The following is a 15,331-nucleotide window of genomic DNA, read 5'->3' as shown; positions in this document are numbered from 1 at the left end:
CCAACGCTCAGCCAACGATCACGAAGGATAACGCCCGTGAGCGCACTGACCCTTCAGAACATCACCAAGCGGTTCGGCGCGACCGACGTCATCCGCGGCGTCGATCTTGACGTCACCGAGGGCGAGTTCGTCGTCTTCGTCGGCCCGTCCGGCTGCGGAAAGTCGACGCTGCTGCGGATCATCGCCGGCCTCGAGGACCAGACGTCCGGCCATGTGACGATCGCCGGCAAGACCGTCGACGTGACGCCGCCGGCGAAGCGCGGCATCGCCATGGTGTTCCAGTCCTACGCGCTCTACCCGCACCTGACGGTGAAGGGGAACATGGGGCTGGCGCTGAAGCAGGAAGGCGTCGAGAAAGGCGAGATCGAGCGTCGCATCGCGGCGGCGGCCAAGATGCTGCATCTGGAGACGTTGCTGGAGCGACGGCCGTCCGAGCTTTCCGGCGGCCAGCGCCAGCGCGTCGCCATCGGCCGCGCCATCGTGCGCCAGCCGAAGCTCTTCCTGTTCGACGAGCCGCTTTCGAACCTCGACGCGGCGCTTCGCGTCAACACGCGCATCGAGATCGCCAACCTGCACCGCGTGCTCGGCGCGACGATGATCTACGTCACGCACGACCAGGTCGAGGCGATGACGCTCGCCGACAAGATCGTCGTCTTGAGCGCCGGCAAGATCGAGCAGGTCGGCCGTCCGATCGACCTCTACAACAAGCCGGCCAACCTCTTCGTCGCCGGCTTCATCGGCTCGCCGAAGATGAACTTCTTGACCGGCGCTGCGGCGGAGAAGCTCGGCGCGACGACGATCGGCATCCGCCCGGAGCACATCCGCGTCGTGCCGGCCGGCGGCGAATGGTCGGGCAAGGTCAGTCATCTCGAAAAGCTCGGCTCGGACACCTTCGTCTATGTCGCCGTCGAGGGCGCCGACATGGTGACGGTCCGCATCGTCGGCCAGGCGGATTTCGAAGTCGGCTCGACGGTCGGCCTCGCCGCCGACGAGGCGCACATCCACCGCTTCGATCGGGACGGCAAGGCGATCTGAGACTGACGCCTGAACCCTCCCCTTGAGGGAGGGTCAAGACCGCCCCTGGCGGTCTTGGGGAGGGGGCTCTTCCTGCGCTGGGAGTTTCGGCTCTGGTTCCTCCCCCGTCATCCCGGACGCAGCGCAGCGGAGATCCGGGATCCATCGGGCCGACGCGCGTTGCCGGGCGTCTCGCACGGAGAGGTTTCGGCTGCATGGATCCCGGCTCGGAGGCCGGGATGACGGCGAGCGCGGGGAAGCCGCCGCGCCGAGTCCTGCTGGCAACGGTTCTTAACCGCCTCACCAACCCGCCCCTTGCACCCGACGGGCTGCCGATGCGAGTGTCGCGCCGCATTTGGACAGGCAGGCGACATGACCCAGAACATCATCATCATCGGCGGCGGCCATGCCGGCGCGCAGGCGGCGGCGAGCCTGCGTTCGGACGGGTTCGACGGCAAGGTCACGCTGGTCTCGGCCGAACGCGAGATTCCCTATCATCGGCCGCCGCTGTCCAAGGGTTTCATCAAGGCCGAGGGCGACGAGCTGCAGGAACTGCGCCCGGCCGCCTTCTACGAGAAGAACGCCGTCGACCTCGTGCTGGGCCGCGAAGTGACCGCCATCGACCGCGCCGCCGGGCTGGTCCGGCTCGGCGACGAATCGCTGCCCTATGACGGGCTGGTGCTGGCGACCGGCGCCCGCGTCCGCGTGCCGCCGGTTCCCGGCATCGATCTCGAAAACGTCTTCCTGCTGCGCACCGCCGAGGACGCGCGCCGGCTGAAGCAGCGCTTCGCGCTGGCCAAGGACGTCGTCGTGGTCGGCGGCGGCTTCATTGGCCTGGAGCTTGCCGCGACGGCGCGCCTGCTCGGCAAGACGGTGACCGTGCTCGAAGCCGCGCCGCGCCTGATGGGCCGCGTCGTCGCGCCGGCGATCTCGGAGTACTTCCTCGATCTGCACCGCGCCATGGGCACGACCATCCGGCTGGAGATGCCTGTGCACGGCATCATCGGCGAGAACGGCGTCGCCGTCGCGGTCGAGACGCTCTCGGGCGAGCGCATCCCGGCCGATACGGTGATCGTCGGCGTCGGCGTGGTGCCGAATGTCGAGCTCGCCGAGGCCGCCGGCCTGCATGTCGCGAACGGCATCGTCGTCGATGAGGCGATGCGCACCTCCGATCCGAAGATCGTCGCGGCGGGCGACGCCGTCTCGTTCCATCACTGGGCGCTCGGCCGGCCTGTCCGGCTCGAAAGCGTGCAGAACGCCGTCGACCAGGCGAAGACGGCGGTGGCGACTTTGCTCGGCAAGGCCGAGCCCTACCGTGCCGTGCCGTGGTTCTGGTCTGACCAGGGCGACGCCAAGCTGCAGATGGTCGGCCTCTCCAACGACGCGGATTCGAGCGTGCTGCGCGGACGGCCGGAGGATGGCTCGTTCTCAGTGTTCCACTACCAGGGCGACCGGCTGGTCGCGATCGACTCGGTCAACCGCGCGGCGGACCACATGCTCGGCCGCCGTATGCTTGGCTCCGGCTTCCAGCTCGACAAGGCCGTGGCGGCCGACGAGAGCGCCGATCTGAAGAAGCTGGTGCTGCAGGCTGGCTGAAGGCCGGGTTTTTCGGAAGGCGCGGCGGCCTGACGCTGCGTCGCTTCCATGCTAGGTTTTGCGTCTTGGGTGGCAAGGTTCCGACGCAATATTCCGATGCATGGGGTCGAGCATGTCCGAAGCGCGCGTTACCGACGAGACCGTGAAACCGGCGCCGAAGGCGCTGCCGCGCGGGCCCACCGAGGGCCCGCTGACGCCGGAGGAATTGCAGCTTTCGGCGCGCAATCATTCGATGCCGCTCGAGGCGCTGCGCTACGACATCACGCCGCTCGGCCTGCATTATCTGCTGATCCATTTCGATATCCCGATGATCGAGGCCGCGCATTGGCGGCTCACCATCGGCGGTCATGTCGATCGCCCGCTTGAGCTGACGCTGGACGACATCCGCGCCCGGCCGAGCGTGACGCTGCCGGTGACGCTCGAATGCGCCGGTAACGGCCGCTCGCGGCTTTTCCCGCGCCCCGTCAGCCAGCCCTGGGTGACGGAGGCGGTCGGCACGGGGCTGTGGACCGGGACGCCGCTCGCCGGACTTCTCGCGGAGGCGGGCGTCGCGGAAAACGCGGTCGAGATCGTCTTCACCGGCGCCGACCACGGCCTGGAGAAGGGGCATGAGCTCGACTATGCCCGCAGCCTCACGGTCGTCGAAGCGGAGCGGCCGGAAATCCTGCTCGCCTACGCGATGAACGGCCAGCCGCTGCTGCCGCAGCACGGCTTCCCGCTGCGGCTGATCGTGCCGGGCTGGTACGGCATGGCGAGCGTCAAATGGCTGACCCGGATCGAGGCCGTCACCGAGCCGTTCAAGGGCTACTATCAGGCGTCCAACTACCACTATCGCAGCGGCCCCGACGATCCCGGCGAGCCGGTCCGGCGCATCCGGCCGCGCGCCCTGATGGTGCCGCCGGGCTTCCCTGATTTTCTGACGCGCAAGCGGACCGTCGCGGCCGGACCGTGCCGGATCGAGGGGCGGGCCTGGTCGGGTCAGGCGCCGGTCGAGCGCGTCGTGCTCGGCATTGACGGCCGCTGGCTGGAGGCGGTGCTGGATCCGGCCCCCGGGCCGTTCGCCTGGCGGCGCTGGAGCTGCGTCTGGGAGGCGGAGCCCGGCGAGCACCTGCTCTCCTGCCGCGCCACCGACGCGAGCGGCCAGTCGCAGCCGCTCGAGCAGAACTGGAACTGGATCGGCGTCGGCAACAACATGGTGCAGGCGGTGCCGGTCACGGTGCGCTGAGGGGCGCCTTTTTTCTTGAACCTCCCCCTTGAGGGGAGGTCGAAAACGCCGTTCGCGTTTTCGGGAGGGGGCTTTCCTGTGGCTTGCGATCGTTCCGCCGAAGAACCCCTCCCCAAGCCCGCCTTTGGCGGTCTTGACCCTCCCTCAAGGGGAGGGTTCGGGCGATCGGGTGGGGGATCAGGAAACCCTCCGGATAGGGCTCAAAAAGACCCTCACCCCAACCCTCTCCCGCAAGCGGGAGAGGGAGATCGCCTGCGCTTGTTGCTGCGCTGAATGCTTCCCGAAGGGCGCAGGCCGAAACCCTCGCCCGCTTGCGGGAGAGGGTAGGGTGAGGGGCTTGCTTGGCTTCCCGTCATTGCGCCGAGGCGAGCGCCGGCAGTGGCGTGTCGGCGGTATCGATCTTGACCACCACCGACATGCCGGGGCGGAGGTTGGCCGCGGCGGCCTGGCCCTCGTCGATCTCGATGCGGAGCGGGATGCGCTGCGCCACCTTGGTGAAGTTGCCGGTGGCGTTGTCCGGCTTCAGCACGCTGAACTCGGAGCCGGCGGCGGGCGAGATCCGCTCGACGCGGCCGGTCAGTTTGGCGTCGCCGAGCGCGTCGACCGTGAAGCTGACCGGCAGGCCGACGCCGATATGGGTGAGCTGCGTCTCCTTGAAGTTGGCGACGACCCAGACCTTCGCAGGCGTGATCGAGGTCAGCTGCGTGCCGGCGGCGGCATATTGACCGACATGGGCCGCGACCTCGCCGAGCCGACCGTCGACCGGCGCGACGATGCGGGTGTTGTCGAGGTTGATTTCGGCGAGCTTCACCGAGGCTTCGGCGCTCGCGACGGCCGCTTCGAGCGAGCTCTTGCCGGCGTCGACCAGGGCGACATTCTGCTCGGCGATCTTCACCGAGGCTTCCGCCTGCGCGACGGTCGACTGCGCCTGCAGCAGGGCGACGCGGGTCTGGTCGCCCGAGGATTGCGTGGAGAAGCCGCGATCGACCAGCGTGCCGGTGCGCTTGTCGTCGAGCTCGGCCTTTTCCAGGCCGGCCTGGGCGCTCTGCAGCTGCGCCTTGGCGAGGTCGAGGCTCGCCTGCTTGGCGAGGCGGTTCTCGGCGAAGTTGGAGAGGGCTGCCTGCTGCTGTTGCAGGGTGGCCTGCGCCTGGGCGAGCTGCTGCTGGTAGATGCGGTCGTCGATCTGGACGAGCAGGTCGCCCTTCTTGACCGTCATGTAGTCCTGCACCGGCACGCCGACGACATAGCCGGCGATCTGCGGGCTGAGCAGCGTCACCTGGCCTTTGACATAGGCGTTGTTGGTGGTCTCGACCGACGAGCGGAAGGGCGGCAGCTGCCATGCATAGAGCACGATCAGCACGCCGAGTGCGCCGATGGCGAAGGCGATCAGGGTGATGCCGGATTTGAAGATCTGTTTGATCTGCATGATGACGTCTCGGGTGTCTTCTGTGTCAGGCCGTGGCGGCGCGCCGGGCCTGAACGCGGGAATAGGTGGTGTGGAGCGCCAGCAGGACGATCCCGGCGAGCGCGGTGTAGAAGATCAGCAGGAACAGGTCCTGATAGGCGAGGACGTTGGCTTCCTGGGTCGCCATCCTGCCGAGCAGGACGACGCCTTCGGCGTTCTGCAATGCCGGATCGGTCAGCGTCCTCGAATAGGCGGCGCCGTAGGTCCGGATCCGCTGGACGACCAGCGGATCGAGCAGGGTCAAATGATCGGCGATGACGCTCGAATGGAACTTTTCGCGCACGGTCTGGAAGGTGCCGAGGACGGCGGAGGAGAGGATGCCGCCCATGCTCTGCGTGCCGAGGAAGACGACGAGGAAGCTCAGGATGAAGACCGGGCCGCCGGCGATCGCCTTCGAGAAGCCGGCCATCAGCGCCGGCGGCAGGAACAGCGCGCCGGCGAAGGCGATCATCGCCTGGCTGACATAGAACTGCTCCGGCCGGGTCTGGCTGGTGACGTGCGAATCCATCCAGGCGCCGGTGGCGATCATCATCAGCGCGATCAGATGCAGCGCCGGGGCGTTTTCCTTGGTCATCACCATGGCGGTGAGGATGTAGCCGGCAAGGGTGGCGAACAGGATCACCGTGAACAGCGGGATGAGCTGGTCGTTCTGCAGGCCGAGCATGTTGAAGAAGCCGACGGCGCCCACCGTCTGCTCGGAAAGCAGGAAGCGGAACAAGAGCAGCGAGCCGGTGATCGTCAGCATGTCGAAGGACGACAGCCAGCGCAGATTGATGATCGGATGCGCGCGGTGCAGTTCGATCATGACGAGCGTCGTGATCGCGGCGATGCCGGTCGCCCCGAGCCAGCCGATCCAGGGCGCGTCCAGCCACCAGTAGAGCCGGCCGACCGAGAGGATGATGGCGATCGAGCCGAAGCCGAGCGCGATCAGCGGGAAGCTGATGAAATCCTCGCGATCGAAGATCTTGACGCGCGGCGGATGGGTGATCGGCAGGATGAAGATGACGGCGAGGCTCATCATCGCGAGGCCCGCCTCGATCAGATAGAGGCCGTGCCAGTCGCCGATCTGCAAGAGTTCCGGCGAGATCACGCGGGCGAGCGGGGTGGCGAGCTGGCCGCCGAGCACGCCGAAGGCGATGCCGATCGTCAGCTTGCGGGCCGGCGGCAGCCATTCGAGCATGTAGTAGAAGGCGAGCGTCGAGAGCGGCGCGGCGGCGATGCCCATCACGGCGCGCACCGCGATGGCCGAGCGCAGGTCGTCGGTGAAGAGATGCGCGATCGTCACCAGCGCATAGATGATCAGGCCGATCTCGGCGAAGCGGCGCAGGCCGAACTGGGTGCGGACCTTGTAGAGGAAGAGCGTGCCGGTGATGTTGGTCGCCATATAGGCGGCCGCCAGCCAGTTGATCTCGATCTGGGTCGCGTGCAGCGGGCCCTGCAATCCCGTCAGATTGGCGGTGATCAGGTTCAGGCCGAGGCCCTGCGTCAGGCCGAGCAGGATCGACGCGCTCGCATAGACGGCGGCGCGCATCGGCGGCATCGGCACGAAGGCAGGGGGCGCGGCGGGCGCGGGCGTGGGCGCGATATTGACGGGGGCCGGCGCCGGGACAGGCGCCGCCGGCGCCAGGGCGCCGGGTTCTCTCGCCAGGGCGACGGCGGTGCTCATGATTGCGAGGCCTGTTCCGCGCGCTCGACCGCGAGGCGGCTCAGATTGTCGGACAGCGTCTGCAGGACGCGCTCGGTCACCTCGAGGTCGGCCGGATCGATGCCCGCGAGCAGCGTGTCGCTCAGCGTGTCGGTCATCCGCGACACGCGCTCGCCGATGGCGCGGCCCTCGTCCGTCAGCACGATGGACTTGGCGCGGCGATCGCCCGGTAGCGGCTGGCGGGAGACGTGGTTGGACTGCTCCAGCCCGTCGAGCAGCCGGACCACGGTCGGGTGCTCGACCTCGAGGACGTCGGAAAGCTCCGACTGGGTGACGGTGTGTTCGGCCCGGACGAGATGCAGCATCAGGCGGCCGCGCGCCAGCGTGAGGTCGAGCTGCTTGAGCTCGGCGTCGAAGCATGTGCGCACAGCGCGACTGGCCTGGGTCAGGCGTCCCAGAAACGTCTTGGGGCGGTTCTCATGCTTAACCATATCAATCGTTCCATACAATGTACGTGCATACATATATGGTGGATACACATGTTGTCGAGACCCGATTGCGGAAATTGTGGGGACCCGGCTGTGATGGTCGTCACACCGCGCCGGTTCGGCGGTTGACAGGAGGGGGCGCGTTGCCGGCATTTCGCCCCGGTCAAACTATCGGCGGAATTGTCGCCCAGTTTGATTCTCGCCATTCTGGATCGTCGACGGACGGAAAAAGCGCATTGAGTGAAAAGTTGTATTTTGACGCGACCCAGCCTTTGCGCTGGGGGGCCCATCCCCCAGTGGGCATTCCACGCGTCGAAAGCGCCCTGATCCGGCAGGTTCTGCGTCGCAAGGACCTGAACGTCGTGTTCTATCGGGTCGATCGCGGCAAGTCGCGACTGCTGACGGGAACCGAGCTCCGCTATCTCGAGGCGCTGGTCGAGCGGCGCATCCCCTATATCGAAGGCGTCGGCTCGTCGTCGTACTGGAGCCGGATCAAGACCGTCTACCAGGTCGTGCGCGCCAGCGGCGGCTCGACGGGGCGGGAGCTCGACCGTGTCGCGGCCGGCTATCTGGCCAACCGCGCCGATCGGAAGGGGCTGCATTTCGAGCTGGCCAAGTTCGGCATCCGGATCGGCAAGCTCGGCTTCGGCATGCGCGCCGACCGGCGCGACCGCAGCTTCGATCCGCTCGCCGATCCGACGGTGAAGTGCTTTCTTTCCAATGTCGGCCTGCACGCGCTCGCCGCGCATCGGCAGGCGCAGGTCCAGGCCAACATCACGGCGATCCTGCACGACACGATCCCGCTCGACATGCCGCAGTTCGTCGACAAGGGACATGCGGCGTCCTTCGTGCGCGACTTCCAGTGGATGCGGAAATGGTGCCGGCAGCTGGTCTGCGTGTCGGAATATTCGGCGCGGACCACCCGCAAGGGCGTCGAGGCCGCGCCGGCCGACGCGCCTCGGCCGACGATCTCGGTCAACCGGCTCGGTTCGTTCCTGCGCGAGGGCATGGAGGGGCGTCCGGCGGAGCCGGTGGCCCAGCTCGTCGGCAGCAATTTCGCCGTCTATTGCTCGACCATCGAGATCCGCAAGAATCACATCACGCTGCTGCGCGTCTGGCAGCGCCTGATGCCGCTCCTCGGCGAGCGCATGCCGAAACTGGTTCTGTGTGGCCGCTGGGGCTGGATGGTCGAGGAGACCAAGCAGTATCTCGCCGATCATCCGGAACTGGCGGAGAAGGTCTGCTTCCTTTCCGGGATCAGCGATCCGCAGCTCGCCTGGCTCTATCAGAACGCGCGCTTCGGCGTGTTTCCCTCCGTCGCCGAAGGCTGGGGCCTGGGCGCTGCCGAATGCCTCGATTTCGGCCTGCCGGTGTTGGTCTCCGACGCCGATGCGCTTTCGGAGGCGACGCAGGGGCTGATGCCGGTCATTCCGGCCGCCGATCTCGAAGGCTGGGTCGCGGCGATCGAGCGGGCCGCGACGGACGACGCATGGCTGGCGGCGCTTCGAGCCGTCATCGCCGAGCGTTACCGCCCGATCTCGGAGCTGGAATTCGCTTCCGGCCTGCTGTCGCTCATGGGCGTGCCGCCGGTCTCGGCGGGCGAGAGCGTCCCCCTTGCTTCCGGGCTTCGCCGCAACGACGGCGAAGCGGCAGCAGTCTCGCCGGCGATCTAGAAAAAACTGCCGGGTGCGGGGCGCGGGGCTGAATATCCGTTCTCCCGCGCCTGTCCGGCGACGCGCCGCGTTGCCCCTTGGCGGCGCTTCGACTAGAAGAACGGCAACCTCATCCCTACATCCTGCCCTTTTGGCGAAGAGGGCCTTCGGAGCGAATTCATGGCGCGGCAGTTTATCTATTTCATGCAGGGTCTGACCAAGACCTATGTCGGCGGCAAGAAGGTGCTGGAGAACGTCCATCTCTCCTTCTATCCCGATGCCAAGATCGGCGTGCTCGGCCCGAACGGCTCGGGTAAGTCGACGCTGCTCAAGATCATGGCCGGCCTCGACAAGGACTTCACCGGCGAGGCCTGGGTGGCGCAGGGCGCGACCGTCGGCTACCTCGCCCAGGAGCCGAAGATCGATCCGACCAAGAACGTCTTCGAGAACGTCATGGAAGGCGTCGCCAAGAAGAAGGCGATCCTCGACCGCTACAACGAACTGATGATGAACTACTCCGACGAGACCGCGGAGGAGGGCGCCAAGCTCCAGGACATCATCGACAGCCAGAACCTCTGGGATCTGGAAAGCCAGGTCGAGATGGCCATGGACGCGCTGCGCTGCCCGCCCAGCGACGCCTCGGTCGAGAACCTCTCCGGTGGTGAGAAGCGCCGCATCGCGCTCTGCCGCCTGCTGCTCGAGCAGCCCGACCTGCTGCTCCTCGACGAGCCGACCAACCATCTCGATGCCGAATCGATCAACTGGCTCGAAGGGCATCTGCGCGACTATCCCGGCGCCATCCTGATCGTCACCCACGATCGCTACTTCCTCGACAACGTCACGGGCTGGATTCTCGAGCTCGATCGCGGCCGTTCGATCCCGTACGAAGGCAACTACTCCGCCTATCTGGAGAAGAAGGCCAAGCGTATGGAGCAGGAGGGTCGTGAGGACATGACCCACATGAAGGCGATCGAGCGCGAGCGCCAGTGGATCGCCCAGTCGCCGAAGGCCCGCCAGTCCAAGTCGAAGGCCCGTATCAAGGCCTATGACGAGCTGGTCGAGCGCGCCGAGGGCAAGACGCTGCAGACGGCGCAGATCGTCATTCCGGTCGGCGAGCGTCTTGGCGACAAGGTCATCGAGGTCGAGGGCCTGTCGAAGAGCTATGGCGACCGCCTGCTGATCGACAACCTCTCGTTCAAGCTGCCGCCGGGCGGCATCGTCGGCGTCATCGGCCCGAACGGCGCCGGCAAGTCGACCCTGTTCAAGATGATCACCGGCGAGGAGAAGCCGGATTCGGGCTCGATCTCGCTCGGCGATACGGTCCAGCTCGGCTACGTCAACCAGGGCCGCGACGATCTCGCTTCCAACAAGACCGTCTGGGAGGAAATCTCCGGCGGCGCCGAGGTGTTCTATCTCGGCAAGAAGGAAGTGAACACGCGCGCCTATGCCGGCGCCTTCAACTTCAAGGGTGGCGACCAGCAGCAGAAGGTCGGCACGCTTTCGGGCGGCCAGCGCAACCGCGTGCACCTCGCCAAGCTCCTGAAGGACGCCAACAACGTCATCCTCCTCGACGAACCGACCAACGACCTCGACACCGAGACGCTGGCGGCGCTGGAAGAGGCGCTGGAGGATTTCGCCGGCTGCGCCGTGATCATCAGCCACGATCGTATGTTCCTCGACCGGCTTGCGACGCACATCCTCGCCTTCGAGGGCGACAGCCATGTCGAGTGGTTCGAGGGCAACTTCGCCGACTACGAGGAAGACAAGAAGCGTCGCCTCGGCAACGACGCGATCCTGCCGCACCGGATCAAGTACAAGAAGCTGACGCGTTAAGGCGTATCGCTTTCAGGCTTGCGCGGGCGGACCGGCTTCCCTTTCATGGGGAAGCGGGTCCGCCCGTTTTATTTTTGGAGAGGTCCGGACGGGCCATGGAGGAGGCGGGCGTGGCGCAGAAGGTGATCGGGCTGATCGGTGGCTTGAGCTGGGAGAGCTCGGCCGAATATTACCGCATCCTCAACGAGGCGGTGCGGGCGCAGCTCGGCGGGCTCGCCTCGGCCCGCATCCTGATGTGGTCGTTCGACTTCGCCGAGATCGAGGCGCTGCAGGCGAGCGGGCGCTGGGACGCGGCGACGGAGCTCATGATCGACGCCGCGCGGCGGCTCGAGCGCGGCGGCGCCGATTTCGTCCTCATCTGTTCCAACACCATGCATCGGATGGCTGATGACGTGCAGGCGGCGATCGGCATCCCGCTCGTCCACATCGCCGATCCGACGGCGGAGCGGATCAAGGCGGCCGGCGTCACCCGCGTCGGCCTGCTCGGCACCGCCTTCACCATGGAGCAGGACTTTTACAAGGGCCGCCTCGCGCGCGAGCATGGTCTCGAGGTCCTCGTGCCGGAGGCGGAGGACCGCGCCGACGTGCATCGGATCATCTATGAGGAGCTGGTGCAGGGGCGCGTCGAGCCCGGTTCGCGCGATATCTACCGGGGCGTCATGGCGCGCCTCGTCGAGCGCGGGGCCGAGGCGATCATCTTGGGCTGCACCGAGATCATGCTGCTGGTCCGCCCCGAGGACAGCGCCGTGCCGCTCTACGACACGACCACCCTCCACGCCGAGGCGGCGGTGGAGCGGGCGCTCGGCGGCGCGTAGTCCGCTGCCGATGGCAGGCTGTCTGTCGGCTCCCGTCAGACCGTGTAGCTGATCGCGGCGTAGTAGGCCTGGCCGTAGCTCGCGATCAGGTTCGCCTTGTCGAGGCCGTTGATGATGCGGCGGGCCTGCACCCACTCCTCCTTCGGGCCGTCGAAATAGTCGGACAGGCGCTTGCCGGTGAACCAGCCGCCCATCATGCCGAGAAACAGAATCTTCTTGGCATAGACCGGATCCATCGCGTCATCGGGATGATCGACGAGGTCCGGATGGCCTATTTCGTCACCGGCCCTGATGTAGTTGTTTTTCCAGGTGAGCTGGACATAGCCTCGTCCGCAATATTTAACACCGTCACCCGGCGTCGTATTCCCGTTCTTTCTGGCTCTGGCGGGATAGTCGCCCGTGATGTCGTATTTCTGGCGGAAGTATTCCTTGCTGCCGCGCTCGTGGATCGGCTGCATGGAACGGTCGGTCTCGTGGTGCGTGGTTGCGAGGGCGTAGGCGAGCCAGCGATCGTCCTTGGCAGCATGCTGCGCCTCCCATTCGTCAAGCAGCGTGGTCAATCCCCCGACCTGACCCGGCCTTAGCCTTCCGTCGAACAGGGTCAGCCTGCATTGTCGGAAGAAGAAATCGCGATTGATCATGAGGTGCCCCTCATCTCGGCAAATCGCAGGGGTTGCAGATCACTCTACATTCCCAAAGGGAATGTTGTCATAAATCCTTTGGCAGGCGTGGGATCATCGCCATTGGCCATGGAGTCGGATTGACCAGGCTCCACCATCATCCTGAGGTGCTTCGCGTGAGCGAAGCCTCGAAGGAGGATTCAGCGGAACACTGTGGTTGCAGGCAAAGTCTGGCGAAATCCGCCCCGGGGCGTTCCCTGGACCCTCCTTTGAGGCCCGGCTTCGCCGGGCACCTCAGGATGATGGGCGAGTTCTGGAATGCAGATCGCGTGCAGATCTCGTCATTCAGACACTATGGGCCGGACATTCACGCCCGCAGGACGATCGAGCGGTCGACCTCGTCGCGCTCGGCCTAAGCAAGCGCCGCGTGGATGACGTGGCGGTCGTCGAATGGGTGGATCCCGGCTCCGTCAGGCGGCCGCCTGCGCCACGGCGAAGCTGTCCTCGAACATCCGGAATCGGCGGATCAGTCCGTCGGCCATGGTGAGATCGAAGGCGAATTCCGTCTCGATCAGCTTGCCGGTGCTCAGGACCCTGGATGCGAGAGAGCCGACGGCGATGGCGCGGTCGCCCGCGACGAGGATCTCGCTCAGCTCGAAGCGCTCGGAACCGATCAACGCGCGAATCTGGCGATAGAACTCGGCCGCGCCGGCCCGACCCTTCTTGCGGCCGATCCACGGCACCAGCGCGACGTCGCCGGCAATGTACCAGTCGACGTCCTCGCTGAAGAGCTCGGCGATCGTTTCCGGCGCCGCGCCGGATCCCGTCCTCCGGAACAGTTCCTCCACGAGTGCGCGCACGGCGTTGTCGTCCGCAGATCCATTCATTGTGTCGTCCTTTCCGGGCGCGGGCGGGTGTCCCTTTTCTCGAAGGGTGGGGGCGCCGCGGGCTATTGTGTAGTCAAAATTCAATAAATGCGTATTGGCGTTGCCGAAGGTGGTCAAGTGATTTATTGAATTATGACTACAGAAAGGTAGGCCATGGCATCCAGGGGGCGTCCACGCAGTTTCGATCGCCAGCAGGCGCTGGAGCGGGCGATGGATCTGTTCTGGTCCAAGGGTTACGAGGGCGCGCAGCTCACCGACCTGACGGCGGCCATGGGCATCGCCCCGCCCAGTTTCTATGCCGCCTTCGCGTCGAAGGAGGCCGCCTTCTGCGAGGCGGTGGATCTCTATATTTCGACGATTGGCGCGCCGCCCATGGCGGCGCTGGACGCGGAGGCCGACGTCCGGGAGGCGGTCCGCGCGATGCTGCGCGGCAGTATCCATGTCGCGCTGTCGACCAGGACGGGCGGATGTCTGCTCATTCTCGGTGTCGTCAATCACCTGCCCGAAAACCAGGCCGCCCGGGACCATCTTCTCGCGGCGCGTCGAACCACGCTCGATCTGATCCGGGCGCGGCTACAGCGCGGGCTCGCGGAGGGCGATCTGGCCCCCGGAACGGACATCGAGAGCCTGGCCGCTTATTGCCACGGGATCATGCAGGCCATCTCGTTTCAGGCACGCGATGGGGCAGGGCGCGCGGAACTGGAGGCGCTGGTCGAGCAATCGATGAAGGCGCTCGGCTGACGGGCGTACCAGGCACTTACGCTGGCAGGACGATCGAGCGGTCGACTTCGTCGCGCTCGGCCGAGGCAAGCGCCGCGTGGATGGCGTGGCGGTCGTCGAACTGGTGGATGCCGAGCCGGTGCTGGCGGCCGATGCCCTGTGGCCAGTGCGACGGGATCGGATCGCCCTTGGCCGTCGCCCAGCCGAAATCGACCAGCGTGATCTTGCCGTCGAGCACCATCAGGTTGTCGCACTTGATGTCGTTGTGGCAGCAGCCGGCCGAGGCCAGCGCGGCGAGGATCGCGTCGGCCTGGTCGCGCCAGTCGGCCGGCAGGTTGTAGCGCCGGGTCGGCTCGCCGACATAGTCCATGCGCAACAGGCCCGGCGTGTGGTCGATGAGCCGCGGCACCACGCCGGTCGGCGCCATGGCGGTCAGCCAGCGGATTTCCCGCTCCTCGATGCCGTGCTCGATGAAGCGGGCGAGCTTCTTGTGCACTTCGCGCCGGTTCAGGTCGATGCGGACCGTCGAGCTCGAATGCTGGTCGAAATGGATCTCGTAGAGGTTCGACGTCTCGGGATCGTGGAAATAGGCGATCTTGGCAGCGGCCGGACTGGCGGAGCAGCTGCCGGACTGGTCCTCAGCATCGTGGCGATGCAGCACCGTCCTGCCCGGCTCCACCGCGGCAAGATAATCGATCAGGACCGGCGGCAGGGCTTCGAGCTGCGATGCTTCGAGCTGCAAGGCTTCGATAGGCAAGGCTTGGATTCGATCGTTCATCGCAACGGTCGTACCAAGTTTCGCGGCAATGTCGATGAAATGGTTCAGGCCCGGGTAAAAATCATACAAGCGATGGCGGCAACCAATCGTTGCAGCGCTATGGGCTTTTGCGGACAGCAGCGGACGGACGGGCCGGCCCGCGCTCTGCGGCGCAGCGGGCCGGATCCGTCCGCCGCCCCACCGGCCCTGCCGGTTTGGCGCTGTGCCCGATCATCGTGCGGGCGGAAGTTTCGGCGAACGGCCCTGCCTGGGTCTTGGGGGGCAGGGGCAGGGCCGTTCGCCCTTCCTCGACCCCGAGGGGAAGAGGGTCTCGGATCCGTCGCGCACGAGCGCTTCGGAGAATGGTTTTGTTGGTCGTTCCATTGCCGGAACATCATCTTGGTTGCAGCGTCTCACGCACACCCGTCCCTGTCTGTGATGCGCGTCACAGCAAAGGCGGTCGCGCCGCCGCGCCGAAAGCCGCGTCGTCAGGGGCGCGTTCATGGACGTGCGTTCATGGAATTGTCCGCCGATGGGGCTAGGATGGGGCGACTCAGCTTCTATGTTCTGGTTGCGGAGCCGTGCAGGATGAACGTGTTGGAATGAGGCAGGGG

The 15,331-nt window shown here is 66.3% G+C and carries 13 protein-coding genes; 7 read left to right on the top strand and 6 right to left on the bottom strand.

Annotated elements, in window-relative coordinates:
- Positions 1-36: 36 nt before the first annotated feature.
- From AC6HZP_RS17455 to AC6HZP_RS17445, 3 genes are all read left to right on the top strand, one after another.
- Complete coding sequence (locus tag AC6HZP_RS17455; protein WP_497523859.1) at positions 37-1,035, top strand: ABC transporter ATP-binding protein; 999 nt, start codon at positions 37-39, stop codon at positions 1,033-1,035.
- 351 nt (positions 1,036-1,386) lie between these two features.
- Positions 1,387-2,610, top strand: coding sequence for an NAD(P)/FAD-dependent oxidoreductase (locus AC6HZP_RS17450; protein WP_497523858.1), 1,224 nt, complete (start codon positions 1,387-1,389; stop codon positions 2,608-2,610).
- Positions 2,611-2,722: 112 nt separating this feature from the next.
- Positions 2,723-3,835: a sulfite oxidase gene (locus AC6HZP_RS17445; RefSeq protein ID WP_497523857.1), complete on the top strand. Its 1,113-nt coding sequence runs from the start codon at positions 2,723-2,725 to the stop codon at positions 3,833-3,835.
- A 352-nt stretch (positions 3,836-4,187) separates the two neighbouring features.
- Here the strand turns inward: AC6HZP_RS17445 and AC6HZP_RS17440 are convergent, their stop codons facing one another.
- Genes AC6HZP_RS17440 through AC6HZP_RS17430 form a run of 3 tightly spaced genes read right to left on the bottom strand, consistent with a single transcriptional unit; the run spans position 4,188 to position 7,436 of the window.
- Positions 4,188-5,261, bottom strand: a complete 1,074-nt coding sequence (locus tag AC6HZP_RS17440) for an HlyD family secretion protein (RefSeq protein ID WP_497523856.1) — start codon at positions 5,259-5,261, stop codon at positions 4,188-4,190.
- A gap of 25 nt (positions 5,262-5,286) precedes the next feature.
- Positions 5,287-6,966, bottom strand: coding sequence for an MFS transporter (locus AC6HZP_RS17435; protein ID WP_497523855.1), 1,680 nt, complete (start codon positions 6,964-6,966; stop codon positions 5,287-5,289).
- Complete coding sequence (locus tag AC6HZP_RS17430; protein ID WP_201400363.1) at positions 6,963-7,436, bottom strand: MarR family winged helix-turn-helix transcriptional regulator; 474 nt, start codon at positions 7,434-7,436, stop codon at positions 6,963-6,965. The genes AC6HZP_RS17435 and AC6HZP_RS17430 overlap by 4 nt, the downstream gene beginning before the upstream one ends.
- A 293-nt stretch (positions 7,437-7,729) precedes the next feature.
- Between AC6HZP_RS17430 and AC6HZP_RS17425 the strand changes: the two genes are divergently transcribed.
- The 3 genes from AC6HZP_RS17425 to AC6HZP_RS17415 all read left to right on the top strand — a co-directional run bounded on the left by AC6HZP_RS17425 (position 7,730) and on the right by AC6HZP_RS17415 (position 11,733).
- A complete protein-coding gene (locus tag AC6HZP_RS17425) occupies positions 7,730-9,106 on the top strand; it encodes a glycosyltransferase (protein WP_497523854.1) in 1,377 nt (458 codons plus the stop codon).
- Between the two features lie 159 nt (positions 9,107-9,265).
- Positions 9,266-10,918, top strand: a complete 1,653-nt coding sequence (gene ettA / locus AC6HZP_RS17420) for an energy-dependent translational throttle protein EttA (protein ID WP_201400361.1) — start codon at positions 9,266-9,268, stop codon at positions 10,916-10,918.
- 110 nt (positions 10,919-11,028) lie between these two features.
- Complete coding sequence (locus tag AC6HZP_RS17415; protein WP_497523853.1) at positions 11,029-11,733, top strand: aspartate/glutamate racemase family protein; 705 nt, start codon at positions 11,029-11,031, stop codon at positions 11,731-11,733.
- A gap of 35 nt (positions 11,734-11,768) precedes the next feature.
- Here AC6HZP_RS17415 and AC6HZP_RS17410 read toward each other — a convergent pair whose 3' ends face one another.
- The gene (locus tag AC6HZP_RS17410) at positions 11,769-12,374 is read right to left on the bottom strand and encodes a glycoside hydrolase family 19 protein (RefSeq protein WP_497523852.1); all 606 of its coding nucleotides are present in this window, start codon (positions 12,372-12,374) and stop codon (positions 11,769-11,771) included.
- A 449-nt stretch (positions 12,375-12,823) separates the two neighbouring features.
- On the bottom strand, positions 12,824-13,357 hold the full coding sequence (locus AC6HZP_RS17405; RefSeq protein WP_497523851.1) for a nuclear transport factor 2 family protein: 534 nt from the start codon (positions 13,355-13,357) through the stop codon (positions 12,824-12,826).
- A gap of 93 nt (positions 13,358-13,450) precedes the next feature.
- On the opposite strand from AC6HZP_RS17405, the gene AC6HZP_RS17400 reads away from it, so the two are divergent.
- On the top strand, positions 13,451-13,981 hold the full coding sequence (locus tag AC6HZP_RS17400) for a TetR/AcrR family transcriptional regulator (protein ID WP_497523850.1): 531 nt from the start codon (positions 13,451-13,453) through the stop codon (positions 13,979-13,981).
- Between the two features lie 16 nt (positions 13,982-13,997).
- On the opposite strand, the gene AC6HZP_RS17395 is transcribed toward AC6HZP_RS17400, so the two are convergent.
- Complete coding sequence (locus AC6HZP_RS17395) at positions 13,998-14,717, bottom strand: RIO1 family regulatory kinase/ATPase domain-containing protein (RefSeq protein WP_497523849.1); 720 nt, start codon at positions 14,715-14,717, stop codon at positions 13,998-14,000.
- Between the last annotated feature and the right edge of the window lie 614 nt (positions 14,718-15,331).

The organism is Kaistia sp. SLG-1, from assembly GCF_059699055.1.
Note: the sequence above shows the minus strand (reverse complement) of the source record. Positions and strands in the feature narration are given on the sequence as shown.